General features: G+C 38.7%; 21 protein-coding genes, 2 tRNA genes and 1 pseudogene. 17 read left to right on the top strand and 7 right to left on the bottom strand.

All coding sequences use genetic code 11. From position 1 onward, the window contains the following. The first annotated feature begins 52 nt into the window (after positions 1-52). The gene (gene rplS / locus HT714_RS07520; protein ID WP_001068669.1) at positions 53-400 is read left to right on the top strand and encodes a 50S ribosomal protein L19; all 348 of its coding nucleotides are present in this window, start codon (positions 53-55) and stop codon (positions 398-400) included. 42 nt (positions 401-442) lie between these two features. Continuing rightward, a tRNA-Arg gene (locus HT714_RS07515) sits at positions 443-514 on the top strand. A gap of 55 nt (positions 515-569) precedes the next feature. On the opposite strand, the gene yidA is transcribed toward HT714_RS07515, so the two are convergent. Then, a complete protein-coding gene (gene yidA / locus HT714_RS07510) occupies positions 570-1,376 on the bottom strand; it encodes a sugar-phosphatase (RefSeq protein WP_173226990.1) in 807 nt (268 codons plus the stop codon). A gap of 12 nt (positions 1,377-1,388) precedes the next feature. Continuing rightward, the gene (locus HT714_RS07505) at positions 1,389-2,693 is read right to left on the bottom strand and encodes an HD domain-containing protein (protein ID WP_173226992.1); all 1,305 of its coding nucleotides are present in this window, start codon (positions 2,691-2,693) and stop codon (positions 1,389-1,391) included. 71 nt (positions 2,694-2,764) lie between these two features. Between HT714_RS07505 and HT714_RS07500 the strand changes: the two genes are divergently transcribed. The 7 genes from HT714_RS07500 to ffh all read left to right on the top strand — a co-directional run bounded on the left by HT714_RS07500 (position 2,765) and on the right by ffh (position 10,549). After that, a complete protein-coding gene (locus HT714_RS07500) occupies positions 2,765-3,142 on the top strand; it encodes a DUF1934 domain-containing protein (protein WP_173226994.1) in 378 nt (125 codons plus the stop codon). Between the two features lie 230 nt (positions 3,143-3,372). Further along, positions 3,373-5,523 (top strand): Dam family site-specific DNA-(adenine-N6)-methyltransferase, encoded by a 2,151-nt coding sequence (locus tag HT714_RS07495; protein WP_173226996.1) that lies wholly within the window; start codon positions 3,373-3,375, stop codon positions 5,521-5,523. Then, on the top strand, positions 5,520-7,532 hold the full coding sequence (locus HT714_RS07490) for an AlwI family type II restriction endonuclease (RefSeq protein ID WP_173226998.1): 2,013 nt from the start codon (positions 5,520-5,522) through the stop codon (positions 7,530-7,532). Before HT714_RS07495 ends, HT714_RS07490 begins: the two co-directional genes overlap by 4 nt. Positions 7,533-7,629: 97 nt before the next feature. Further along, positions 7,630-7,929, top strand: a complete 300-nt coding sequence (locus HT714_RS09795; RefSeq protein WP_240148119.1) for a hypothetical protein — start codon at positions 7,630-7,632, stop codon at positions 7,927-7,929. Next, entirely contained in the window at positions 7,913-8,239 is a 327-nt protein-coding gene (locus HT714_RS09790) for a hypothetical protein (protein WP_240148118.1), read from the top strand. Before HT714_RS09795 ends, HT714_RS09790 begins: the two co-directional genes overlap by 17 nt. 394 nt (positions 8,240-8,633) lie before the next feature. After that, entirely contained in the window at positions 8,634-8,966 is a 333-nt protein-coding gene (locus HT714_RS07480) for a putative DNA-binding protein (RefSeq protein WP_050208479.1), read from the top strand. Positions 8,967-8,977: 11 nt separating this feature from the next. Further along, the gene (ffh, locus tag HT714_RS07475) at positions 8,978-10,549 is read left to right on the top strand and encodes a signal recognition particle protein (protein ID WP_000863622.1); all 1,572 of its coding nucleotides are present in this window, start codon (positions 8,978-8,980) and stop codon (positions 10,547-10,549) included. Positions 10,550-10,860: 311 nt separating this feature from the next. Here ffh and HT714_RS07470 read toward each other — a convergent pair. The 4 genes and pseudogenes from HT714_RS07470 to HT714_RS07455 all read right to left on the bottom strand — a co-directional run. Continuing rightward, positions 10,861-11,103, bottom strand: a pseudogene (locus HT714_RS07470) (solute carrier family 23 protein); the annotation flags it as partial. A gap of 50 nt (positions 11,104-11,153) precedes the next feature. Further along, positions 11,154-12,392, bottom strand: a complete 1,239-nt coding sequence (locus HT714_RS07465; RefSeq protein WP_173251738.1) for an NAD(P)H-dependent oxidoreductase — start codon at positions 12,390-12,392, stop codon at positions 11,154-11,156. Between the two features lie 18 nt (positions 12,393-12,410). Beyond that, the gene (locus HT714_RS07460) at positions 12,411-13,016 is read right to left on the bottom strand and encodes an NADPH-dependent FMN reductase (RefSeq protein ID WP_000915940.1); all 606 of its coding nucleotides are present in this window, start codon (positions 13,014-13,016) and stop codon (positions 12,411-12,413) included. 59 nt (positions 13,017-13,075) lie between these two features. Then, positions 13,076-13,999, bottom strand: a complete 924-nt coding sequence (locus HT714_RS07455; protein ID WP_173251736.1) for an FAD:protein FMN transferase — start codon at positions 13,997-13,999, stop codon at positions 13,076-13,078. 296 nt (positions 14,000-14,295) lie between these two features. Between HT714_RS07455 and HT714_RS07450 the strand changes: the two genes are divergently transcribed. From HT714_RS07450 to HT714_RS07435, 4 genes are all read left to right on the top strand, one after another. Further along, complete coding sequence (locus HT714_RS07450; RefSeq protein WP_173251734.1) at positions 14,296-15,675, top strand: FAD-dependent oxidoreductase; 1,380 nt, start codon at positions 14,296-14,298, stop codon at positions 15,673-15,675. Between the two features lie 152 nt (positions 15,676-15,827). Further along, on the top strand, positions 15,828-16,703 hold the full coding sequence (pdxS, locus tag HT714_RS07445; protein ID WP_000138526.1) for a pyridoxal 5'-phosphate synthase lyase subunit PdxS: 876 nt from the start codon (positions 15,828-15,830) through the stop codon (positions 16,701-16,703). Next, complete coding sequence (gene pdxT / locus HT714_RS07440; protein WP_173227005.1) at positions 16,704-17,291, top strand: pyridoxal 5'-phosphate synthase glutaminase subunit PdxT; 588 nt, start codon at positions 16,704-16,706, stop codon at positions 17,289-17,291. 889 nt (positions 17,292-18,180) lie between these two features. Next, positions 18,181-19,515: an Nramp family divalent metal transporter gene (locus tag HT714_RS07435; RefSeq protein ID WP_000094601.1), complete on the top strand. Its 1,335-nt coding sequence runs from the start codon at positions 18,181-18,183 to the stop codon at positions 19,513-19,515. A gap of 78 nt (positions 19,516-19,593) precedes the next feature. Here the strand turns inward: HT714_RS07435 and HT714_RS07430 are convergent. Continuing rightward, a tRNA-Ser gene (locus HT714_RS07430) sits at positions 19,594-19,681 on the bottom strand. A 161-nt stretch (positions 19,682-19,842) separates the two neighbouring features. Here HT714_RS07430 and HT714_RS07425 point away from each other — a divergent pair. The 4 genes from HT714_RS07425 (at position 19,843) to HT714_RS07410 (ending at position 25,832) form a co-directional block, all read left to right on the top strand. Next, the gene (locus HT714_RS07425; RefSeq protein ID WP_112443551.1) at positions 19,843-20,583 is read left to right on the top strand and encodes a DeoR/GlpR family DNA-binding transcription regulator; all 741 of its coding nucleotides are present in this window, start codon (positions 19,843-19,845) and stop codon (positions 20,581-20,583) included. Then, positions 20,580-21,491: a 1-phosphofructokinase gene (gene pfkB / locus HT714_RS07420; RefSeq protein WP_112443552.1), complete on the top strand. Its 912-nt coding sequence runs from the start codon at positions 20,580-20,582 to the stop codon at positions 21,489-21,491. The genes HT714_RS07425 and pfkB overlap by 4 nt, the downstream gene beginning before the upstream one ends. Continuing rightward, entirely contained in the window at positions 21,488-23,440 is a 1,953-nt protein-coding gene (locus HT714_RS07415) for a fructose-specific PTS transporter subunit EIIC (RefSeq protein ID WP_112443553.1), read from the top strand. The genes pfkB and HT714_RS07415 overlap by 4 nt, the downstream gene beginning before the upstream one ends. 88 nt (positions 23,441-23,528) lie before the next feature. After that, positions 23,529-25,832: a DNA translocase FtsK gene (locus HT714_RS07410; protein ID WP_345789538.1), complete on the top strand. Its 2,304-nt coding sequence runs from the start codon at positions 23,529-23,531 to the stop codon at positions 25,830-25,832. The last annotated feature ends 236 nt before the right edge of the window (positions 25,833-26,068 follow it).

The raw sequence follows: 26,068 nt of genomic DNA, 5'->3' as shown, positions 1-26,068 counted from the left end.
AGTTTATCCGCTGAGGAAGATTCCTCAAGATTGACAAAGATAGGAGAATAAAATGAATCCATTAATCCAAAGCTTGACTGAAGGTCAACTTCGTACTGATATCCCATCATTCCGTCCTGGTGACACTGTTCGTGTACACGCGAAAGTTGTCGAAGGTAACCGTGAACGTATCCAGATTTTTGAAGGTGTTGTTATCGCACGTAAAGGTGCTGGCATTTCTGAAAACTACACAGTTCGTAAAATCTCTAACGGTGTAGGTGTTGAGCGTATCTTCCCAATCCACACTCCACGTGTTGAAAAGATCGAAGTTGTTCGTTACGGTAAAGTACGTCGTGCGAAATTGTACTACTTGCGTGCTCTTCAAGGTAAGGCAGCTCGTATCAAAGAAATCCGTCGTTAATTCGACTAAAAAACTCTGCTCATTTAGCAGAGTTTTTATCTAGCTCCCTTAGTTCAATGGATATAACAACTCCCTCCTAAGGAGTAGTTGCTGGTTCGATTCCGGCAGGGGGCATGTAATTAGATACTAAAAACCGCTCAGCTGAGCGGTTTTCGTATATTTTTCCCTTTTACAGTACCCATGTACGGATGGCATGGGCAACGCCAGATTCATCATTAGATTTAGTGATGTATTTGGCGATTTTTTTGATTTCTGGATTTCCATTTTCCATGACAACGGGGTTGCCAACGACTTCCAGCATGGCACGGTCATTTTCTTCGTCCCCGATCGCCATAGTTTCATCTTTGGTCAATCCGAGTTTTTCAGCTAAGTGAGTAATGGCTGAACCCTTGTCAACATTCTTTTTAAGGAGTTCGAGGTAGAAAGGAGCAGATTTGTTGATAGAGTAGCGTTCGTAAAATTCGGCTGGGATTTTTTCAATCGCAGCATCGAGGATTTCTGGCTCATCTATGAACATACACTTGACAATTTCTTTGTCAGCCATTTCTTCAGGTGTACGGTAGAAAATTGGCATGCTGACGAGGGTTGATTCGTGCACTGTGTATTTTCCGATATTGCGATTGGCTGTGTAGATGCCGTCCTTGGTAATAGCGTGCATGTGGACACCGAGCTTACGACTGAGAAATTCCATATCAAGATAATCCTCATAAGTCAAGGATTCGCTGATAATCTCATGCCCTGTAGCAGTTTCTTGGACAAGGGCACCATTGAAGGTCACAACATAGTCACCCTCGTCTCTCAACTGTAAGTCGTCCAGAAGTTTGGCAACACCTGCGATAGGGCGGCCAGTTGCAATGACGACTTTGACACCAGATTCTTTGGCATCTTGGATGGCAGAAAAGACTTCAGGAGTAATTTCCTTTTGGCTATTGACTAGGGTTCCGTCAATATCGACGGCGATTAGTTTAATACTCATAAATTTCCTCTTCTAGTTTTTATTTGAGTTAAAATGATCGTTCTCAATCAAGTGTAGAAATTGTTGGGTAATGCTTGCGAAGATACTGTTTTGGTCCAACATTTCTTTCGGGAAATAAAAACGATTATCTCCGTGACGGCTACCAGCAAGGGATTGGACAATAGGAGACAGGCTAGAGAGTTCGGCTAGTTCTCCATTCTTTTGTAAAATCTCAATCTGTGTCCGTGGATTTTCAGATTCGGGACGATAGATATCATAAGGGAGGTCAAAGTTCTTATGAATAGCAGTGTAGTAGTCGGGATCAAAGCCGATATCCTCAACCAATTTTCTCATGCTAGCGAGTTGGTCTTGATCTTCTTGTGAAAAGGTAATGGATTTAAAGACCTTGCGGTTGACAAAGCGTTGCGACAAATCTGCGAGAATCTTGTCAGGACTGGTCATCCAGAGTTGGAAGTAGGTATTCATCACACCATCATCCAGAGCTAGATAGTCAGACAAGGTCACATTTTTTTCAAAGAATGGCAGGAGGTGTGGAGAAGTTCGTGCAAAGAAGTCCTTGTCCTCAGGATAGAGTTCCTTGGCGCGTTTGAGGAGATTCTGCAGGAGAACTTCCATAGCGCGTGTTGCTGGGTGGAAATAAACCTGCATGTACATCTGGTAACGACTGAGGACGTAGTCTTCGATAGCATGCATGCCATTGCGCTGAAAGGCGATACCATTTGCGACAGGACGAATGACTCGGAGGATGCGAGTCAGGTCAAATTCCCCATAAGATGCTCCCGTAAAATAGGAGTCACGCAAGAGATAGTCCATGCGGTCTGCATCAATTTGACTGGAAATGAGTTGCACGACCTGCTTGTTAGGATAGGTATGGTCAATGACACTGGCAACCTTTTCTGGGAAATCAGGTGCCACTTGTAGCAGGACTTGATGAATTTCCGTCTCAGGACTTTGGATAATCTCCTGAGTAATGGCTTCATGGTCTGTATCAAAGAGATGTTCAAAAGTATGGGAGTAGGCACCATGCCCAAGGTCGTGTAGGAGAGCAGCGGTCATGGTCAAGAGGGACTCGGCAGGATTCCATTCTTCTGGATATTTTTCTTCAAAAATCTCTGTGATGCGTCGTGCAATTTCATAGACCCCTAGACAGTGGGAGAAGCGGCTGTGCTCCCCACCGTGGAAGGTATAACTGGAAGTTCCCAGTTGCTTGATCCGGCGCAAACGCTGAAATTCTTTTGTATTAATCAAGTCATAGATGATTTGATTATCGACATGGATGTAGTTGTGAACTGGGTCACGGAATACTTTTTCGTTCATATGACCATTATAGCAAAAAGCTAGAGTTTTTGGTAAAATAGTAGGACAAGAGACAAGAAAGAGGACTTGATGTGAAGATTAGGATGCGAAATACGATTCAGTTTGATGAGCAGTTGGAAGTGATTGACCAGCTTTATGACGTGGAAGTGCATGAAAAAGGAGATTATAGCTACCTGCTTTTCTATAATGGGGAAAAGGAAAAAGTGGTTATTAAATTTCATGGTCAAGAACTTGTGATGAGCCGATTTTCCAATCCCAAGACCATTATGCGCTTTTTAAAGGATAGTGATAGTTTAGCCTATATTCCCACACCTATGGGCATGCAGGAGTTTATCATCCAAACGAGCCATTATGAAGTTGATGGGCAAAAGATTCATTTAGATTATCAACTACAAAATCAAGAGGGACAACCCTTTGCCAGCTATCAATTGGAAATTACTTGGGGCTAGGCTCATGTCTTTTTCAAATTTAGCTAGCTATCTTCTTGGATTGGCTCCCTAGTGTGGTAGATTAGGGATAATATCCAAATTTCATACAGCAGTTATATTGTTATGTACATAGAGATTAGTTTTGTACTAGTCTCTTTTTCTTTATTTTACCGAATTTCACGAAGACTATTGGTTGGATAATCCTCTCAAATATGGTATACTCATTACTGTAAAAGGAGATGGATGCCTAGATGCTGAAAACACAAGAAATTGCCGATAAATATGGTATAACAAGACAGACATTGAATAATTGGATGCAAAAAGGAATAATTTCCCAACCTCGAAAAAATAATCGTTCTGCTTATGAATGGGAAGAAGAAAATGAACAAGAGATTATGAGAGTAATTTCGGAAGAAACTCCTGTAAAATACCATGTTTCAAATAGAGAGTTATTAAAAATTGGAAATCGACGTTATCTTGGAAGTAAACAAAGGATGCTTGATTTCATATTAAAGACAGTGTCAGAAAATATTGGAAGTATCGATAGTGTAGCGGATATATTTGGTGGGACAGGTGTTGTTGCAGACTTATTTAGAAAACAGAATAAAAAAGTTATAGTGAATGATATACTCTATAGCAATTTCGTTTCTTTTCAAACTTGGTTTTCGAATGAGAATGTAGACATTCATAAAGTTTCTCATATAATTGATGAATTAAATAATTTACCTCCTAAAAAGGGTTATGTTTCTAAGAATTTTGGTGGTGCATATTTTTCTGAAGAAAATGCTGGAAAGATTGACTCAATTCGTGAAGAAATTGAAAAATATAAATCTGGTAACCAGAGAGAATATTTCATGTTACTAACCAGTCTATTGTATGCTATGGATAAAGTGGCTAATACTGTAGGTCATTATGACGCTTATAGGAAAAAAATGGATTATTGTAAGGAAATATATTTAAGAGTCCCTGAGTATAATGAAAACAATCAGAATGAAATTTATAATAAAGATGCCAATAAATTAGTTAAAGAAATTTATGCAGATCTTGTTTATATTGATACTCCATATAATTCCCGTGGCTATGAAAATGCCTACCATGTTTTAGAAAATATTGCTGAATGGAAAAAACCAGATGTAGAAGGTGTAGCGAAAAAAGCAGTCAATCGTTCAGAAAAAGGCTCGGATTATACAAAAAGTAAAGCTCCTCAAGCTTTTGAAGATTTAATTCTAAACATTAATGCTAAGTATATATTGGTTAGCTATAACAATATGAATAAAAAAGGTAATTCCCGTTCAAATGCCAAGATTTCAAACGAAGAAATAATTGAGATTTTATCAAAACGAGGTAAGGTTCAAGTATTTGAAACTGATTTCTCACCTTTCACAACTGGTAAGTCTAAAATTGAAAATCACAAGGAATTGCTATATTTATGCATAATTTCTCCAGAGAAAAAAAAAGAAAAAAAGTTAATTAAGAGCGCTCTTAACTATACTGGAGGAAAGTATAAATTACTTCCTCAGTTATTACCTCTTTTTCCTGAAAGCTACAATAATTTTATTGATTTATTCTCTGGTGGAGCAACGGTGGCAGTTAATCTTGCTAATATTAATAAATCAAAAACGAAAAAGTATATCGTCAATGATATAAGTGAGGAAGTAATTGATTTTTATAAATATTTGGGAAGTCAAAAAGATGTAACGGTATTTTTGGATAAAGTAGAGAAAGCTATAGAAGTTTATAAACTTTCGAACACACAGAAATATAGCTATGCTCACTACGGTGTAAACAGCTCTACAGGACTGGGGGCGTATAATAAAGAAGCTTTTCTAAAACTTCGTCAAGACTACAATAAGAAAAATTATAATAAATTTGATAAGGAAGTGTTATTTTATCTATTAATTGTATTTGGTTTTAACAATCAAATAAGATTTAATAATAAAGGAGAGTACAATCTTCCTGTAGGTAAGCGTGATTTTAACGCTAATATGAAATCTAAACTAATTACGTTCATTCAAGGTTTACAAAATTACAATTTTGTTATCCAATCTTGTGATTTTCGTAAAACTATGAATCAAGTAAATAAAGGAGATTTTGTATATGCAGATCCTCCTTATCGCATTACTACTGCCGCTTACAATGAAAATGGTGCGTGGACATTAAAGGATGATTTGGATTTGTTTAAGTATTTAGATAGCATAAACGATAAGGGAGCTTATTTTGCTCTTTCTAATGTTGTCATTCATAACAATAAAGAAAATAAAGAATTGATGAAATGGGCTTCAAAGTATAATTTACATGTATTAGATTACCATTACAATAATAGTAATTATCAGTCTAAGGCGAAAATGAGTAATACTGTTGAAGTCTTGATTACAAACTATAATTCGAAAGGTGATATATGAGGCTAAAAGAGTCAACAAGCATTTTTAATATGGGTGATACGAGTATTCGTGTTAAAGAAGTTGTCCCTATCTACAAACAGATTTTAAAAACTCTTCAAAAGCATAATCAGTCAAATCAGAAATGGAACAATGAAAGTCAAGCAAGTTTTTATTCATCAGTTTTAAGTGATTTTGCAAAAGTTGAAACAGAGGATGGAATTAACCTTTTTGGGAATTTGAATAGAAATGAAATAACTGGTTTAGACAAAAGAGGGAGAACTCTAACAAATGCTCTTGTGAAAATTGGTTTTATTAACTATGACAGAAAATTATCTCAAGTTGGGTTGAATTATATTTTTGAAACAGAGCAAGCTTTTGATAAATTAGAAGAACTTTTTGGTTTAACAATTGATAATCTTGTTTATTTTAGGCAATTATTGAAGCTTCGTATATATGATAGCAACTCTGATAAATACTTCTATAATTTCCGTTTTGCTCTTGCTTTTTTGAACAGATATAGTAAAGTTCCTGTTAAAGATTTTCTATGGATAGTAGAAAGCATTAAGCCAAACTTTTCAGAAGAAAAAATCAAAGCGATTATCAATAATTACCAATCTGTTTATGATAACAATAAAACTTTTGAACAGTATAGAGATGAAGAATTTGCTAATCATATATTGATCCCTGAAAGAGTGTCTGAAGCCCACAAAATGTTTGAAATTGAAGATTTTTCGGATGCAAACTTCAAAAAACTTTTTCCAAATCGAAAGAATAGTAATAAGAGTTTAGAATATAAAAGTTTTGTTCTTTCAATTATAAAATTTATAGAAGAAAAGACAGAACAGTCATTAGAAGAAATGATGAGTCTTTCTAAACAAGATGCTATTAAGAAAGCTTTTGGAGACGGTAAGGCTGTTTTCAAATATAAAAATAAAGATTCTATTCAAGAATTTATAACTAAAAACAGTGATAATTCATTGCTATCAGGTCAATATTTGGATATATATTATACGTTTGCATGGTCTAAGCATAATGATTTGATTAAAGAATACAGTGATATGTGTAAAAGAATATTTTCTTTATCTGGAGTAATCAGCTTTAATCAAGGAGTTGTATCGCTTGGTCAGCCTTGGATTTTCCCTAAACTTTTTTCTCTACTAAATGATAATTTTAATATATCTGGTGAAGAAAGTTATGAAGAATATGAAAATAATATAAAAAGTTCTTTTTATCAAGATATTTGCCTATCAGATATTTTAGAGTTATCTAATAGGCAAGTCTTAGAAATACAAAATCAGATTGCAGAAGAGTTTGGCATTCCTGATATTGCAAATATCAAACAATTTGTAGCAGACAAACAGGAAAGAGAATTTAGGGAATTTGTTGAACAGGAATTTGATATCACTAAAGTATCTGAAATTTTGAGTTTCATTTCTCAAAGAAATGATAAGAAGGTTCAAGAGCTTGTTACGGATAATGCTTTAGTTCCTACTATTTTCGAATATATATTGGCTATTGCATGGTATTATATATCAGGTAAGAGGTTTCAACTTAGAAAATCCATGCAGTTAACATTTTCTGCTGATAACCTACCACTATCACATGCTGGAGGTAATAAAGGGGATATTGAGATTGAATATAGCGATAAAATGCTTTTACTTGAAGCGACATTAATGGATAAATCAACTCAAAAACGTGGTGAGTTAGAGCCAGTTATACGTCATTCTGTAAATTTAGCATTATCTACTAATAAACCGTTGCAAACAATATTTGTAGCTAATGAAGTAGATGATAATGTAGTTAATATTTTTAGAGCTACATCATTTATTCAGTTGAATGGAACATTAACAAAAGGTAGTGTAAAAGGGTTAAATATATTCGCTTTAACGATTCCAGAAATTATAAATATTTTGGATAAGAAGATTAATGAGCAGAGAATTTTTGATAGTTTAGATGATTTTTCAGATATGGATCTTCACAGAATAGAAAATGGTTGGCGTGAAAAGATAGTGTCTGAAATTTTAGCATAGTCTGTAGGAAATTCGAGTAATTATAGGGTTTTGTATAAGATAATTTGATGTATAAAGGTTTGTATTCAATGATTCAAAGAGGCTCAGAGTTTAGAAAATGGGATTTACATATTCATTAATCAAGAATGAAGGTGAGATTTTAGCTAAAATTGAGACATTTGAGAAACAAAGGGACAACTTCAATAAGTTAAAAGAAGAAATTATTTCGAAATATAAGGAATACTCTAATATTAGAACTGAATCGTTGAATAATTTCAAAATTGAAGATGATAGTGGAGATAATTTAAAGATTTCAGTCAATTTCTCTTTAATTGATTTAGATACTGAATTTGATTATGTGAGTGCTCGAGGTCGTTCGAAGCAAGACTTTATAGAAAAAAATGATAGATTCTTTTGATGAAGTTGTCGATTCAGTATTTTATGAGGATAGTCTTGTATTTAATGGAAACAGGGACAAATTCAGTCATATTGAACATTTCTTCACTACTAATTTTTACGAATATAGTTTTGAGATTGAATATCAAGGTGATAAATTTGAGCAGATGTCTCCTGGTAAAAAAGCGTTTATTGTATTAAAATTAATATTAGAGTTTTCAGATAGTAAAATCCCCGTATTAATTGACCAGCCTGAAGATAGTTTAGATAACAGAGCAATATATAGTGAATTGACAAAATACATCAAAAAACTAAAAAGAATCGACAAATAATCATAGTTACTCACAATCCTAATATAGTTGTATCTGATGATGCGGAAAATATTATTGTAGCTAATCAGCAATCTGATAATTCTCCGAATCAAAATGGTAAGAAGTTTGATTATGTAAATGGTGCTTTAGAGAACCGTAATAATGATTCTACATCTGAATTCATACTTCAAAAATACAACATCAGGGAACATGTATGTGATATTTTGGAAGGTGGAGAAGACGCCTTTATTAAGAGGGAAAATAAATACAGTATTAATGGCTGATAATAATTGTATTAATTAAAATGGAGAGCATTAATTTATAAAAGACACATGTTTATTTCTAGCAAACAGACTTTTTAAGGAGTTAGGATTGGTCATTGGACTGCCGGGTAATGTGTGGTATAATAAAAGTTATGGAAATTGAAAAAACCAATCGTATGAATGCGCTCTTTGAATTTTATGCAGCGCTTTTGACAGATAAGCAAATGAATTATATCGAGCTCTACTACGCTGATGATTACAGCCTTGCTGAGATTGCCGAGGAGTTCGGCGTTAGTCGTCAGGCTGTCTATGACAATATCAAGCGAACAGAAAAGATTCTGGAAGATTATGAGATGAAATTGCACATGTACTCGGATTACATTGTCCGTAGTCAGATTTTTGACCAGATTTTGGAGCGCTATCCCAAGGATGACTTTCTGCAGGAGCAGATAGACATTTTAACAAGCATTGATAATAGAGAATAAGAGGAAGAAACATGGCATTTGAAAGTTTAACAGAACGTTTACAGAACGTCTTTAAAAATCTACGTAAAAAAGGAAAAATCTCTGAATCTGATGTCCAAGAGGCAACCAAAGAAATTCGCTTGGCCTTGCTTGAGGCCGACGTTGCTTTACCAGTTGTGAAGGACTTTATCAAGAAAGTTCGTGAGCGTGCAGTCGGGCATGAGGTCATTGATACCCTTAATCCTGCGCAACAAATTATTAAAATTGTAGATGAGGAACTGACAGCTGTTTTAGGTTCTGATACGGCAGAAATTATCAAGTCACCTAAGATTCCAACCATCATCATGATGGTCGGTTTGCAAGGGGCTGGTAAAACAACCTTTGCAGGTAAATTGGCCAACAAACTCAAGAAAGAAGAAAATGCCCGTCCTTTGATGATTGCGGCGGATATTTATCGTCCTGCGGCTATTGACCAGTTGAAAACTCTGGGGCAACAGATTGATGTGCCTGTCTTCGCTCTTGGGACAGAAGTTCCAGCTGTTGAGATTGTACGTCAAGGTTTGGAACAAGCCCAAGCCAATCATAACGACTATGTCTTGATTGATACGGCAGGTCGTTTGCAGATTGATGAGCTTTTGATGAATGAGCTTCGCGATGTGAAAGCCTTGGCTCAGCCAAATGAAATCCTCCTCGTCGTTGATGCTATGATTGGTCAAGAAGCGGCCAATGTTGCGCGTGAGTTTAATGCTCAGTTAGAAGTCACTGGGGTGATCCTTACTAAGATTGATGGGGATACTCGTGGTGGTGCGGCTCTATCTGTTCGTCACATTACTGGAAAACCAATCAAGTTCACTGGTACAGGTGAAAAGATTACAGATATCGAAACCTTCCACCCAGACCGTATGTCTAGCCGTATCCTTGGCATGGGGGATATGCTCACTTTGATTGAGAAAGCTTCTCAGGAATACGATGAGCAAAAAGCCCTTGAAATGGCTGAGAAGATGCGTGAGAACACCTTTGATTTCAATGATTTCATCGATCAATTGGATCAGGTGCAAAACATGGGGCCAATGGAAGATTTGCTCAAGATGATTCCAGGTATGGCCAACAATCCAGCCCTTCAAAACATGAAGGTGGATGAGCGTCAGATTGCTCGTAAACGTGCCATTGTGTCTTCGATGACTCCTGAGGAGCGTGAAAATCCAGATTTGTTAAATCCAAGCCGTCGCCGTCGTATCGCTGCTGGTTCTGGAAATACCTTTGTTGAAGTCAATAAATTCATCAAAGACTTTAACCAGGCTAAACAGCTCATGCAAGGTGTCATGTCTGGTGATATGAATAAGATGATGAAGCAAATGGGAATCAATCCAAACAACCTTCCTAAAAATATGCCAAATATGGGAGGAATGGATATGTCTGCTCTTGAAGGAATGATGGGACAAGGTGGTATGCCTGACTTGTCAGCTCTCGGAGGAGCAGGAATGCCAGATATGAGCCAGATGTTTGGTGGAGGTCTAAAAGGTAAAATCGGTGAATTTGCCATGAAACAATCCATGAAACGCATGGCCAATAAAATGAAGAAAGCGAAGAAGAAACGCAAGTAAGACAAGAGATTGAGCCAAATAAAGCAAATATTATAACAAAATGCATAGTATCAAGGTTTATGTGAATACCTGATATTATGCGTTTTTTGATTTTAATAATTTTGTTAAGACACTTTTATTATGATATACGAAAAAGAGTCTGGGACAAAAGTCTAACCTTAAATATAAAAAGCGAACAAAACAAGTTATCTGACACTCAGAATTCTGTCTTGTTCGCTTTTTTGTCTAACCTATCGATTTTAAAAATTTATAATAAAGAATTCCTAAAATCAAAATCTTTTTGTCCCAGACTCTTAGGTGTATTTAGATTCTTAATCTTTATTTTCGTATGGCAAGATCAAATTCAAGATGATTCCTGTCATAGCTGATAAGGCAGTTCCTGAAAGGGTAACTGGACCGAGTTTAAGGATAGCTCCTCCAAGTCCAAGAACCAACATAGCACTTGCGATGATGAGGTTACGCATTTGAGCGAAGTCAACACGTTCTTTAATCAAGACTTTCAAACCGTTGCTGGCGATAACTCCATATAGAAGGATTGACATACCACCAAGTACAGTTGACAAAGAGCCAAAAAAGGAACCATAAAGGTTCCTAAAAACTATCATTAGTAACTTGCACCGGCTGTAGCGTCTGCGCCACCACCGTGGCCTCCAGCATCACCTGCATCAGAAGCTCCAGATGTTGCATCTGCTCCGCCATGTCCTCCAGCAGGAGCTGCAGCATTTCCACCAACTAGACGTTGACCAGTTGTTTCTAAGTACCAATCAAGCCATGGTTGGAAATTAAAGATAATTTCATTAATTCCAGCATATGAACCATCTGGGTAGTACATTGCCTTGTAGTTATGTGTATTAATAACACCTTCTGGTGTTCCTGGTACAATTGTACGGACATATTCTTGATCTCCGTTACGTAGTACACCGACAACCCATTCAACGTTTTTCATTCTTGCAGGTGGTAGAGAAGCATGTACTGTTCCTAGTCGGCTACCTGCTTGAACGCGCACACGTTTACCATACATTGTGTTTGGATCTTGGTGGGCGTTATTGTAGTACAAGAATTGGTTATTATCATCCGCATATGTCAACTCAAATGGCATTGCCTTCAAGAACATATCAATTTGGTTAACTGTCAAGATACCGTGGTCTAATTTAACGTAAGTATCTCCAGAAACAGCTCCAACAAGCTCAGCTGCTTTTTCTACCCATTCAGGATCATCAGGGTCAACTCCTTGAATGGTAGTTGCGATTGGATTTGTACAATATAAATCTTCTGGTGCGATTGGTTTTGGTTTTTTCAATTTTGAAACGACTCCCACATATTTCACAAAGTTGTCTAAACATGTTTCAAGGAAATTAATAGTTCCTTCATTTGTGATATTCCCATTAACATCAAAGGCTTCTTTAGCTTTACCGAGAAGGAATTCATTTCCTGGAAGTGTGTAGGCATTGACACCTGGAGCATCAAGAATCTTACGAAGGTGAACTTGGGCACGAGAAGTACCTTGGTCGTAGTAAGAAGCACCTACAATCATGACTGGCTTGTTTTCAAATGGATGAACTTCGTATGAAAGCCATTCAAGAACAGATTTTAGGGAAGCTGAGATTGTATGGTTGTGCTCAGGAGTAGCGATGATAACACCATCAGCACGAGTAATTTTGTTATATAAATAACGTAATTGGAAACTTTCGTCCCATTTTTCGTCTTGGTTAAACATTGGAACTTCGTCAATTTCAAGAACTTCTAATTCAAATTTGAGTTTGAAGTGACGGCGGATAAATTCCAAGAGTTTACGGTTATATGATTGATCGTAGTTTGATCCTACAAGTCCAACAAATTTCATTCTTTTTGCTCTCCTATCTTACAAATTTTCCCAGTCAAAGTCTTCAGCATCTTTGCGAAGTAATTCTTGTGCATTGCGCAATTTTTCTGTGATTTTTACAAAGATACGGAAGTCGTCAAAAGTGGCATCCAATTTTTTAATAACATCAAGATCCACTAGGTCTCCACTTGGGTTAAAGGCTTGAAGAGAATGTGAAAGCAAGAATTCATCTGGAAGGACACTTGCTTTAATTTCTGGAGCATTTAAGATTTGGCGAAGTTGTAATTGAGCACGTGATGAACCAAGTGTACCGTAAGAAGCACCAGTTATCATGATTGGTTTGTTCAAGAGTGGGTAAATACCATATGACAACCAAGCAAGAGCGCTCATCAAAACAGCTGGGATAGAGTGGTCGTACTCAGGTGTACCGATAATAACGCCATCTGCTTCTTCAATTTTAGCAGCAATTTCCAATATTTCAGCAGGTACTTGCTTGTCAGCTGGCTTGTTAAAGACAGGGATATCCTTGATTTCAACAAGTTCAATTTCAGCTTTGTCAGCAAAGTGTTTTTGCATGTATTGAAGCAATTGACGGTTTGTAGAACGTTTTGAATTTGTTCCAACAATAGCAATAAGTTTTAACATGAGATTTCCTTTCTCTTTTTACATAATACAATTTTAAAACTCCATTGAAACAGTTGTCTCTATAGAGTAGGAATTCCTGAAGAACAGCTTAGGTGGCCCTCTTTATCGATGAGGATGGCTTCGATGCCCTCCAAACTTTCGACTTGCCAAAGGATAGAAGCAGGTCTTTCTCCAAAGAGTCGAGTTGTCCAGATTTCACCATCAACTGACTTATCAGAGATAATTGTGAGACTAGCGAGTTCTGTTTCAACAGGATATCCTGTCTGACTGTCAAAAATATGATGGTAATCTTTTCCATCGACTGTCAGGTGACGTTCATAAATGCCTGAAGTCACGACAGATTGATTGACAACAGGAATGGTCATTAAGTGATTTCCCCTCGGATTGTCTGGGTCTTGAATCCCGATTTGCCAAGGCTGATTTCCTCTTGCCTGATTTTTTCCAATAGTCAGGATATTCCCTCCCAGATTGATTAAGGCAGATGTCACTCCCTCTTCTCTCAGAAATTGGGCAACCTTATCCGCACTATAACCCTTGGCTAAACAACCAAGATCGATTTTCATTCCTTTCTGTTTTAAAAACACAGTGGAAGTAGAAGAATCTAACTCGATATAGTAAGGATTGATTAAAGGTAGCACCGATTCAATTTCTTGAGGTTGGGCGACCTTGACATCTGAAAAACCGATGCGCCAGGTTTGAATCAAGGGACCAATGCTGATGTTGAGATGGCTAGAGGGTGCTAGGCTATGCTCTAACCCAAGTGAAATCAGTTCAAACAGGTCTGGATGAACCGTGACAGGAGCTATTCCTGCTTGATAATTGATTTCCATCAACTCAGATTTCTGACTATTGGCATTGAAGCGGTATTCTAGCTCTCTGAGTAAATCAAAGGATTTTTGGAGCAAGCTATCGGCTCGCTCATCTACTAATGAAATAGTGATAGTAGTCCCCATTAGCCGTTCGGAATGTGAACTTAGAGGCAAGCTACCAACTCCTTTCTCTTATAGAAAATAAGTTGTAATATCAAGTAATTATCTAAATTGAAGCCCTTACATTTTATTTTCATGTTATTAGAATACCATAAAGTTAGATTTTCTACAAATGAAATTTGGAAAAAGTCAAGAAATATGCTCACAAAAATTCATTAGTCTTGAAATCAGGATAAATGGGGAATTATTTTTGATAAAAAATGCTGAAATAATAGGAAACCACTTGTAAACGCTAACAGTAAATGTTATACTAGTAGAGTAAATTTAAAATTGAAGGCAGGAAATTTTTTATGAGTAAAATCGTTGTAGTTGGTGCTAACCACGCTGGTACAGCATGTATTAATACTATGTTGGATAATTTTGGAAATGAGAACGAAATTGTTGTATTTGACCAAAACTCTAACATCTCTTTCCTAGGATGTGGAATGGCTCTTTGGATTGGTGAACAAATTGACGGTGCTGAAGGCTTGTTCTATTCTGATAAAGAAAAATTGGAAGCTAAAGGTGCTAAAGTCTACATGAACTCACCTGTTCTTTCAATCGACTATGATAACAAAGTAGTTACAGCAGAAGTTGAAGGAAAAGAGCACAAAGAATCATACGAAAAATTGATTTTCGCTACAGGTTCTACACCAATCTTGCCACCAATCGAAGGTGTTGAAATTGTTAAAGGAAACCGCGAATTTAAAGCAACACTTGAAAATGTTCAATTTGTTAAGTTGTACCAAAACGCAGAAGAAGTCATCGAAAAACTTGCTGACAAGAGCAAGCACCTAGAGCGCATCGCTGTTGTTGGTGGTGGTTATATCGGTGTTGAACTTGCTGAAGCCTTCGAGCGTCTTGGAAAAGAAGTTGTCCTTGTTGATATCGTAGATACTGTCTTGAACGGTTACTATGACAAGGACTTCACACAAATGATGGCTAAGAACTTGGAAGACCACAATATCCGCTTGGCACTTGGTCAAACTGTTAAAGCAATCGAGGGTGACGGTAAAGTTGAACGCTTGATTACTGACAAAGAAAGCTTTGACGTGGATATGGTTGTTCTTGCAGTTGGTTTCCGTCCAAATACAGCCCTTGCTGACGGTAAGATTGAACTCTTCCGTAACGGTGCCTTCCTTGTAGATAAGAAACAAGAAACTTCAATTCCAGGTGTATTTGCAGTTGGTGACTGTGCAACTGTTTATGACAACGCTCGTAAAGACACTAGCTACATTGCCCTTGCTTCAAATGCTGTTCGTACTGGTATCGTTGGTGCCTACAATGCTTGTGGACATGAATTGGAAGGAATCGGTGTGCAAGGTTCAAACGGTATCTCAATCTACGGTCTTCACATGGTTTCAACTGGTTTGACTCTTGAAAAAGCTAAAGCAGCAGGTTACAATGCAACTGAAACAGGCTTTAACGATCTTCAAAAACCAGAATTCATGAAACATGATAACCATGAAGTAGCAATCAAGATTGTCTTTGACAAAGATAGCCGTGAAATTCTTGGTGCCCAAATGGTTTCACGCGATTCTGCAATCAGCATGGGAATCCACATGTTCTCTCTTGCGATTCAAGAGCATGTAACAATTGATAAATTGGCATTGACAGACCTATTCTTCTTGCCACACTTCAACAAACCATACAACTACATCACAATGGCTGCCCTTACAGCTGAAAAATAAAATTTGATGAACTATCTGGCCTTAAGTTAAGGTCAGATAGTTTTTTTAGTCGATGTGTACCCATACAATTATGATTTTTTTATCTTGTACTTCATTTTAATCTAACTTAAAATGAAATGGTAGCTACCAATACAAATGATGAGGATAAAGAAATGACTGAAAATCGTTATGAATTAAATAAAAACTTGGCACAGATGCTCAAGGGCGGTGTAATCATGGACGTTCAGAACCCTGAACAAGCCCGTATTGCAGAGGCTGCTGGTGCGGCAGCTGTTATGGCTTTGGAGCGGATTCCAGCTGATATTCGTGCAGCTGGTGGTGTTTCCCGTATGAGTGATCCAAAGATGATTAAGGAAATCCAAGAAGCGGTTAGTATTCCAGTGATGGCCAAGGTCAGAATCGGGCATTTTGTTGAGGCTCAGATTTTAGAGGCTATTGAGATTGACTATATCGATGAGAGTGAAGTTTTATCTCCAGCAGACGACCGTTTCCATGTGGACAAAAAAGAATTCCAAGTTCCTTTTGTCTGTGGAGCTAAGGACTTGGGTGAAGCCTTGCGTCGTATCGCTGAAGGAGCCTCTATGATTCGTACCAAAGGAGAACCGGGTACAGGAGACATCGTTCAAGCTGTTCGCCATATGCGTATGATGAATCAGGAAATTCGCCGCATTCAAAATCTACGTGAGGACGAACTTTATGTTGCTGCCAAGGAATTGCAAGTCCCTGTAGAATTGGTTCAATATGTCCATGAGCATGGAAAATTGCCAGTTGTAAACTTTGCGGCTGGAGGCGTTGCAACGCCAGCAGATGCGGCATTAATGATGCAATTAGGGGCAGAGGGTGTCTTTGTCGGCTCAGGTATTTTCAAGTCAGGAGATCCTGTTAAACGAGCGAGTGCCATTGTCAAAGCGGTAACTAACTTCCGTAATCCTCAAATTCTAGCTCAAATCTCTGAAGATCTAGGGGAAGCCATGGTTGGTATCAATGAAAATGAGATCCAAATCCTCATGGCTGAGCGAGGGAAATAGATGAAAATTGGAATATTGGCCTTGCAAGGGGCCTTTGCAGAACATGCAAAAGTGTTGGATCAATTAGGTGTCGAGAGTGTTGAAATCAGAAATTTAGAGGATTTTCAGCAACATCAGAGTGACTTGTCAGGTTTGATTTTACCTGGAGGAGAGTCTACAACCATGGGCAAACTCTTACGCGACCAGGACATGCTGATTCCCATTCGAGAAGCCATTCTATCTGGCTTACCAGCCTTTGGAACCTGTGCAGGCTTGATATTGCTGGCTAAGGAAATTACTTCTCAGGAAGAAAGTCATCTTGGAACTATGGATATGGTGGTCGAGCGCAATGCCTATGGGCGCCAACTAGGAAGTTTCTACACGGAAGCAGAATGTAAGGGAGTCGGTCAGATTCCAATGACCTTTATCCGTGGTCCAATTATCAGCAGTGTTGGAGAGGGTGTAGAAATTCTAGCAACAGTTGAAGATCAAATCGTTGCAGCCCAAGAAAAAAATATGTTGGTAACTTCTTTTCATCCAGAATTGACTGATGATGTTCGCTTGCACCAGTACTTTATCAATATGTGTGACAAAAAGATAGTGGAATAAAAAGTGATAAATCAAGTTTTGATTCGCTTTTTCCAAAGAATCATTTTTTAAGTCATCTGACAGTATTCTGTGATTTTAGATTTATTTACGATAAATTAGAAAAGAATGATTGTTTTGACTTAGGGCATAAAGCTTATATGCTGAATATAGTGTTCAAGTATCTTTTATTGGGAGCACTTTAGAGGATGGAGTTAAAATACTATTCTATACTCCTTAATACTCTTCGACAATCTCTTCAAACCACGTCAGCTTTATCCGCAACCTCAAAGCGGTGCTTTGAGCAACCTGCGGTTAGCTTCCTAGTTAGCTCTTTGATTTTCATTGAATATATAGTGGTTTGAAATAAGATGTGTGCAACTTGATTAGGGAAATCAAATTAATTTCTAGAAATGTTTTAGTATCCACGATGTACTATTCTAGTTTCATTTTACTATAAAAATGATGTATGGGATTGGTCAAAAAGAACACTTTGAAAATAGCAAAAAACGAGTATCTCTACAGATGGAGATACTCGTTCTATTATGTATAAAGCTATGAGTCTGTCGTCCTACGTAAGGTGCGCGTCGAAGGTTATACCTAAAAAACTCCAAACGCGATACAATAAAGGGGATTAAGCCAGTACATTTTACAACGTTTTTTATTTTATTCTTTGGTATTCTTTTGCAAAAAAAGAATACAACATTTTGTTGTATCCTAAATATTAAATCAAGTCCTGAATTTTCTTAAGTTTTTATCATATTTTCTGTTATAATTAAGGTGCCTTAAGAAAAATAATGAAAAAACTAAATGTTTTTCATATAGTTTTCATTGTTTTAATAGTTTAAAGTCAATCTTATTTTTCTCTAATAGAAAATAATGAAAAAGTAGGTTTAGAAAGAGGTAAGTATCTATGTCTTCTCATAAAAAAGTGTCACTCTCTGAGATTAATCAATCTATCGATACTCCAAATAACAATCATTTCTGGCAAAATTTAAATGCCTTTTTAGGTCCGGGTGCTCTTGTCGCAGTTGGTTATATGGATCCAGGAAACTGGATTACCAGTGTAGTCGGTGGTGCTTCCTATAAGTATAGTCTCTTGTTTGTTATCTTGATTTCATCTCTCATTGCCATGCAACTTCAGCAGATGGCAGGAAAGCTTGGTATTGTAACCCAGATGGACCTGGCTCAAGCAACGGCTCATCATTCACCTAAATGGCTTCGTTATAGTCTATGGGTGATTTTAGAATTAGCCTTGATGGCGACAGATCTGGCAGAAGTTCTAGGTTCAGCGATTGCTCTCAATCTTCTCTTTAAGATTCCGATTATGATAGCAATTCTCTTGACCGTGTTGGATGTTTTTCTCTTATTGCTTCTGATGAAATTTGGCTTTAAGAAGATTGAAGCTATTGTGACAACACTGATTTTAACAATTCTAGCAATTTTTACCTATCTGGTAGCTTTGTCACATCCAAGCTTCCAAGGAATCGTTGAGGGTTATCTACCGAATGCAACCTTATTTGAAAGTCCCTTGCCAGGGCATGAAAGTCAATTAACCTTGGCACTAGGGATCGTGGGAGCAACGGTTATGCCCCATAACCTCTATTTGCATTCTTCCTTGTCACAAACTCGGAAAATCAATCACAAGGACAAGAATGATGTTCGAAAAGCCGTGCGCTTTATGACCTGGGATTCAAATCTCCAATTATCCTTGGCCTTTGTGGTTAACTCCCTTCTATTAATTCTCGGGGCGGCTCTCTTTTTCGGCCATGCATCTGAGATTTCTGCCTTCTCTCAAATGTATAATGCCTTGCAGGATTCTACTATTGCAGGAGCTATAGCTAGCTCGACCTTATCAACCTTGTTTGCCTTGGCTTTATTAGCCAGTGGTCAAAATTCGACAATTACGGGTACCTTGACTGGACAAATCGTTATGGAAGGTTTCTTGCATATGAGATTACCTCAATGGTTCATTCGTTTGGCAACTCGTCTCTTTGCCTTGTTGCCTGTCATGATTGTAGCGGTTCTGTTTGGTCATCAGGAAAAAACATTAGATCAGTTATTGGTTTATTCACAGGTCTTTCTTTCAATCGCTCTTCCATTTTCAATCTTCCCACTGATTTATCTAACTTCTAAGAAATCACTGATGGGAGAATTTACCAATGCCAAATGGAATACCATCCTTGGTTATATTGTTTCCATTATCTTAACAATTCTCAATGTGAAATTGTTATTTGATATTTTCTAAGAAATTCACCCGAGTTATAAAACAAGCATATAAGAAAAAAGATACCCAAGATTTCTTGGGTATCTTTTTTAAAATAAACGGAAGACATGGGATTCGAACCCACGCACGCTGTTACACGCCTACCGCGTTTCCAACACGGCCTCTTAAGCCTCTTGAGTAATCTTCCAATACTTACTCAAATAGTCTACCATAAAGGCTCTTATCTTGCAATAAAAATTCTGAAAATAAGAAAAATGATAGAATTTGAAAGAAAATGATAAAAAATGCTTGACTTTAAAAGAAAGTGTGATAGAATGAATAGTGTAAACGATAACAGGAGGTGATTCGGTGTTAAAAACAGAGCGGAAACAACTGATTTTAGAGGAGTTAAATCAACATCATGTAGTTTCTCTAGAAAAATTAGTTAGTTTGCTAGAGACCTCAGAATCAACGGTTCGAAGAGACTTGGATGAATTGGAAGCTGAAAACAAGCTTCGTCGTGTGCATGGTGGAGCAGAATTGCCCCATTCCTTGCAGGAAGAAGAAACCATTCAAGAAAAATCTGTCAAAAACCTTCAAGAAAAGAAGTTGCTGGCTCAGAAAGCTGCTTCTCTCATCAAGGAACAAGATGTCATCTTTATCGATGCTGGAACAACAACAGCCTTTTTGATTCATGAATTGGTCAATAAGAATATTACTGTTGTGACAAATTCGATTCACCATGCAGCTCAGTTGGTTGAAAAGCAGATTCCGACTGTCATGGTTGGAGGAAGCGTCAAGACGGCGACAGATGCTAGCATCGGGGGCGTTGCTCTTAACCAGATTAACCAATTGCACTTTGACCGTGCCTTTATCGGGATGAATGGTGTGGACGATGGCTATTATACGACTCCTGATATGGAGGAGGGGGCTGTGAAGCGTGCTATTTTAGAGAATGCCAAACAAACGTACGTCTTGGTGGATTCGTCTAAAATTGGACAAACTTGCTTTGCTAAGGTAGCACCACTCAAACGCGCTATTGTTATCACAAGTCAAGGGCATGAGCTCTTGCAGGTTATTAAGGAGAAAACGGAGGTAATAGAAGTATGATTTATACAGTCACACTCAATCCATCCATTGACTATATTGTCCGTCTGGACCAAGTCCAAGTCGGTAGTGTCAATCGTATGGACAGTGATGATAAGTTTGCTGGTGGGAAAGGAATCAATGTAAGTCGTGTCTTGAAGCGCTTAGATATTCCAAATACAGCGACTGGATTTATCGGAGGCTTTACTGGTGAATTTATCACAGATACTCTGGCAGAGGAAGAAATCGAGACGCGTTTTGTCCAAGTGGCAGAAGATACTCGTATCAATGTTAAAATAAAAGCAGACCAAGAGACAGAAATCAACGGAACGGGTCCAAATGTGGAACCAGCCCAGTTAGAAGAGTTGAAAGCTATCTTATCTAGTTTGACTACAGAAGATACAGTTGTCTTTGCTGGTTCAAGTGCTAAAAATCTAGGCAATGTCATCTACAAGGATTTGATTGCCTTGACGCGCAAGACTGGTGCGCAAGTAGTCTGTGACTTTGAAGGACAGACCTTGATTGATAGTTTGGACTATCAGCCACTTTTGGTCAAACCAAACAATCATGAACTGGGAGCTATTTTTGGGGTTAAACTCGAAAGTTTAGATGAAATCGAGAACTATGCTCGTGAGTTACTGGCTAAAGGTGCTCAAAACGTTATTATCTCAATGGCTGGGGACGGTGCACTTCTTGTCACATCTGAAGGAGCTTACTTTGCTAAACCAATCAAGGGAACAGTGAAAAATTCAGTTGGGGCTGGTGATTCTATGGTCGCTGGATTTACAGGTGAATTTGTCAAATCTAAAGATGCAGTAGAAGCCTTCAAATGGGGAGTGGCTTGCGGAACGGCAACCACCTTCTCAGATGACTTGGCAACAGCAGAATTTATTAAAGAAACATATGAAAAAGTTGAGGTAGAAAAACGATGAAAATTCAAGACCTATTGAGAAAAGATGTTATGTTGCTGGATTTGCAGGCAACTGAAAAAACAGCTGTCATCGAAGAGATGATTAAAAGCTTGACAGACCACGGTTATGTGACAGATTTTGAAACTTTTAAAGAAGGAATTTTGGCGCGTGAAGCTCTGACTTCTACAGGTTTGGGTGACGGAATCGCTATGCCTCATAGCAAAAACGCTGCTGTCAAAGAAGCGACAGTTCTCTTTGCCAAGTCAAACAAGGGTGTTGACTACGAGAGCTTGGATGGACAAGCAACCGACCTCTTCTTTATGATTGCAGCTCCAGAAGGTGCCAATGATACTCACTTGGCTGCCTTGGCAGAATTGTCTCAATACTTGATGAAAGACGGCTTTGCTGATAAACTTCGTCAAGTAACATCAGCTGACCAAGTCATTGAACTTTTTGACCAAGCTTCAGAAAAAACTGAAGAGCCTGTTCAAGTACCTGCTAATGAAACTGGTGACTTTATCGTAGCTGTTACAGCTTGTACGACAGGTATTGCCCACACTTACATGGCCCAAGAAGCCCTTCAAAAAGTGGCTGCTGAAATGGGTGTTGGAATTAAGGTCGAAACCAACGGTGCTAGCGGTGTTGGAAATCAACTAACTGCAGAAGATATCCGTAAGGCTAAAGCTGTTATCATCGCAGCAGACAAGGCCGTTGAAATGGATCGTTTCGATGGCAAACCATTGATCAATCGTCCGGTTGCTGACGGTATACGTAAGACAGAAGAGTTGATTAACTTGGCTCTTTCAGGAGATGCTGAAGTCTACCGTGCCGCTAATGGTGCAAAAGCTGCAACAGCCTCTAACGAAAAACAAAGCCTTGGTGGTGCCTTCTACAAACACTTGATGAGTGGTGTCTCTCAAATGTTGCCATTCGTTATCGGTGGTGGTATCATGATTGCCCTTGCCTTCTTGATTGATGGTGCTTTGGGTGTTCCGAATGAAAACCTTGGTAGTCTTGGTTCCTACCATGAACTAGCTTCTATGTTCATGAAAATTGGTGGAGCTGCCTTTGGTTTGATGCTTCCAGTCTTTGCAGGTTATGTTGCCTACTCTATTGCTGAAAAACCAGGTTTGGTAGCAGGTTTCGTGGCTGGTGCTATTGCTAAAGAAGGTTTTGCCTTTGGTAAAATTCCTTATGCTGCAGGTGGTGAAGCAACTTCAACTCTTGCAGGTGTCTCATCTGGTTTCCTAGGTGCCCTTGTTGGTGGATTTATCGCAGGTGCTTTAGTTCTTGCTATCAAGAAATACGTTAAAGTTCCTCGTTCACTTGAAGGTGCTAAATCAATCCTTCTCTTGCCACTTCTTGGAACAATCTTGACTGGATTTGTCATGCTAGCTGTTAACATCCCAATGGCAGCAATCAACACAGCTATGAATGATTTCCTTGGCGGTCTTGGAGGCGGTTCAGCTGTCCTTCTCGGTATCGTTCTTGGAGGAATGATGGCTGTCGATATGGGTGGACCAGTCAATAAAGCAGCTTATGTCTTTGGTACAGGTACGCTTGCAGCAACTGTTTCTTCAGGTGGTTCTGTGGCTATGGCAGCAGTTATGGCTGGAGGAATGGTGCCACCACTTGCAATCTTTGTCGCAACTCTTCTTTTCAAAGATAAATTTACTAAGGAAGAACGCAACTCTGGTTTGACAAATATCATCATGGGCTTGTCATTTATCACTGAGGGAGCGATTCCATTTGGAGCTGCTGACCCAGCTCGTGCGATCCCAAGCTTCATTCTTGGTTCAGCAGTAGCAGGTGGCCTCGTTGGTCTTACTGGTATCAAACTCATGGCGCCACACGGAGGAATCTTCGTTATCGCCCTTACTTCAAATGCTCTTCTTTACCTCGTTTCTGTCTTGGTAGGAGCAATCGTAAGTGGTGTGGTCTATGGTTACCTACGCAAACCCCAAGCATAAAACTTAAATAGAAAATGAAAAGATTGGACCGTTTGGTGCAGTCTTTTTCTCTTTCCGAAATGCCTGTGAAATATGGTATAATAGAAGAATGGCAAACAAGAATACAAGTAAAACAAGACGGAGACCGTCTAAAGCAGAACTCGAAAGAAAAGAAGCGATTCAACGGATGTTGATTTCGTTGGGAATCGCCCTTTTATTGATTTTCGCAGCTTTTAAATTAGGAGCTGCAGGTATCACTCTTTACAATTTAATTCGCTTGTTGGTGGGTAGTCTAGCTTATCTGGCAATATTTGCCCTATTGATCTATCTCTTCTTTTTCAAGTGGATACGAAAACAGGAAGGACTCTTATCTGGCTTTTTCACCATATTTGCAGGTTTGCTCCTGATTTTTGAGGCCTACTTGGTTTGGAAATATGGTTTGGACAAGTCCGTTCTAAAAGGGACCATGGCTCAGGTTGTGACGGATTTAACTGGTTTTCGAACGACCAGTTTTGCTGGAGGTGGCTTGATTGGTGTTGGCCTTTATGTGCCAATCGCCTTTCTCTTCTCAAATATTGGTACTTATTTTATTGGTTCTATCTTGATTTTAGTGGGTGCTCTCCTAGTCAGTCCTTGGTCTGTTTATGATATTGCTGAATTTTTCAGTAGAGGCTTTGCCAAATGGAGGGAAGGACATGAGCTTCGAAAAGAGGAACGCTTTGTCAAACAAGAAGAAAAAGCTCGCCAAAAGGCTGAGGAAGAGGCTAGATTAGAACAAGAAGAAGCTGAAAAAGCCTTACTCGATTTGCCTCCTATTGATATGGAAACGGGTGAAATTCTGACAGAAGATGTTGTGCTTGACGTTCCTCCTGTTCCAGAAGAAGAGTGGGTGGAACCAGAAATCATCCTGCCTCAAGCTGAACTTGAATTCGCTGAACAGGAAGATGGCTCTGATGACGAAGACGTACAGGTCGATTTTTCAGCCAAAGAAGCCCTCGAATACAAACTTCCAAGCTTACAACTCTTTGCCCCAGATAAACCCAAAGACCAGTCTAAAGAGAAGAAAATCGTTCGTGAAAACATCAAAATCCTAGAAGAAACCTTTGCTAGCTTTGGTATCAAGGTAACAGTTGAACGGGCTGAAATTGGGCCATCAGTGACCAAGTATGAAGTTAAGCCAGCAGTGGGTGTACGGGTTAACCGCATTTCCAATCTAGCAGATGACTTAGCGCTTGCTCTAGCGGCCAAGGATGTTCGGATTGAGGCTCCAATACCTGGTAAATCCTTAGTCGGGATTGAGGTTCCTAACTCTGAGATTGCGACTGTATCCTTCCGCGAACTATGGGAACAATCTCAAACGAAAGCAGAAAATCTCTTGGAAATTCCTTTAGGAAAGGCGGTTAATGGCACTGCAAGAGCTTTTGACCTTTCCAAAATGCCCCACTTGCTCGTCGCGGGTTCAACGGGATCAGGGAAGTCAGTAGCAGTTAACGGAATTATCGCCAGCATTCTCATGAAGGCGAGACCTGACCAAGTTAAATTTATGATGGTCGATCCCAAGATGGTTGAGTTATCTGTTTACAATGATATTCCCCACCTCTTGATTCCAGTAGTGACCAATCCCCGTAAAGCCAGCAAGGCCCTGCAAAAGGTTGTGGATGAAATGGAAAATCGTTATGAACTCTTTGCCAAGGTAGGAGTCCGTAATATTGCAGGCTTTAATGCCAAGGTAGAAGAGTTTAATACTCAATCTGAGTATAAGCAGATTCCGCTACCGCTCATTGTTGTGATTGTAGATGAGTTGGCTGACCTCATGATGGTGGCCAGCAAGGAAGTGGAAGACGCTATCATTCGTCTTGGACAGAAGGCGCGTGCTGCAGGTATCCACATGATTCTTGCAACCCAGCGTCCATCCGTTGATGTCATCTCTGGTCTGATCAAGGCCAATGTCCCTTCTCGTGTCGCTTTCGCGGTTTCATCAGGGACAGACTCCCGTACGATTTTGGATGAAAATGGAGCGGAAAAACTGCTTGGTCGAGGTGACATGCTCTTTAAACCGATTGATGAAAATCATCCAGTTCGTCTGCAAGGCTCCTTTATCTCGGATGATGATGTTGAACGCATCGTAAACTTCATCAAGGCTCAGGCGGATGCGGATTACGATGAGAGTTTTGATCCAGGTGAAGTTTCTGAAAATGATGGAGAATTTTCAGATGGAGATGCTGGTGGTGATCCGCTTTTTGAAGAAGCCAAAGCTCTAGTCATTGAAACCCAGAAAGCCAGCGCATCCATGATTCAGCGTCGTTTGTCAGTTGGATTTAACCGTGCGACCCGGCTTATGGAAGAACTTGAAATGGCAGGAGTCATTGGTCCAGCTGAAGGCACCAAGCCAAGAAAAGTTTTACAACAATAAATTTCTCTCTCTTATACGGAAATGTGAACCTGACGTGATTTGAAGAGATTTTTGAAGCGGTTTATCTATGATGTATAATTAATTGAATCTAAAATAGTACGAAACGACTTTTAAAGCATGAAATTGATTTGAATTCCCTAATAAATTTGTTCACATTTTATTCAAACACTATATCAAGCTGAAACAGGTTTAGAATTTCTTTTAGATATATGCAGACTCCCCCTGTAGTTTCTAGT

The organism is Streptococcus sp. 3705 (genome assembly GCF_013277145.1).
Lineage (GTDB): Bacteria > Bacillota > Bacilli > Lactobacillales > Streptococcaceae > Streptococcus.
Note: the sequence above shows the minus strand (reverse complement) of the source record. Positions and strands in the feature narration are given on the sequence as shown.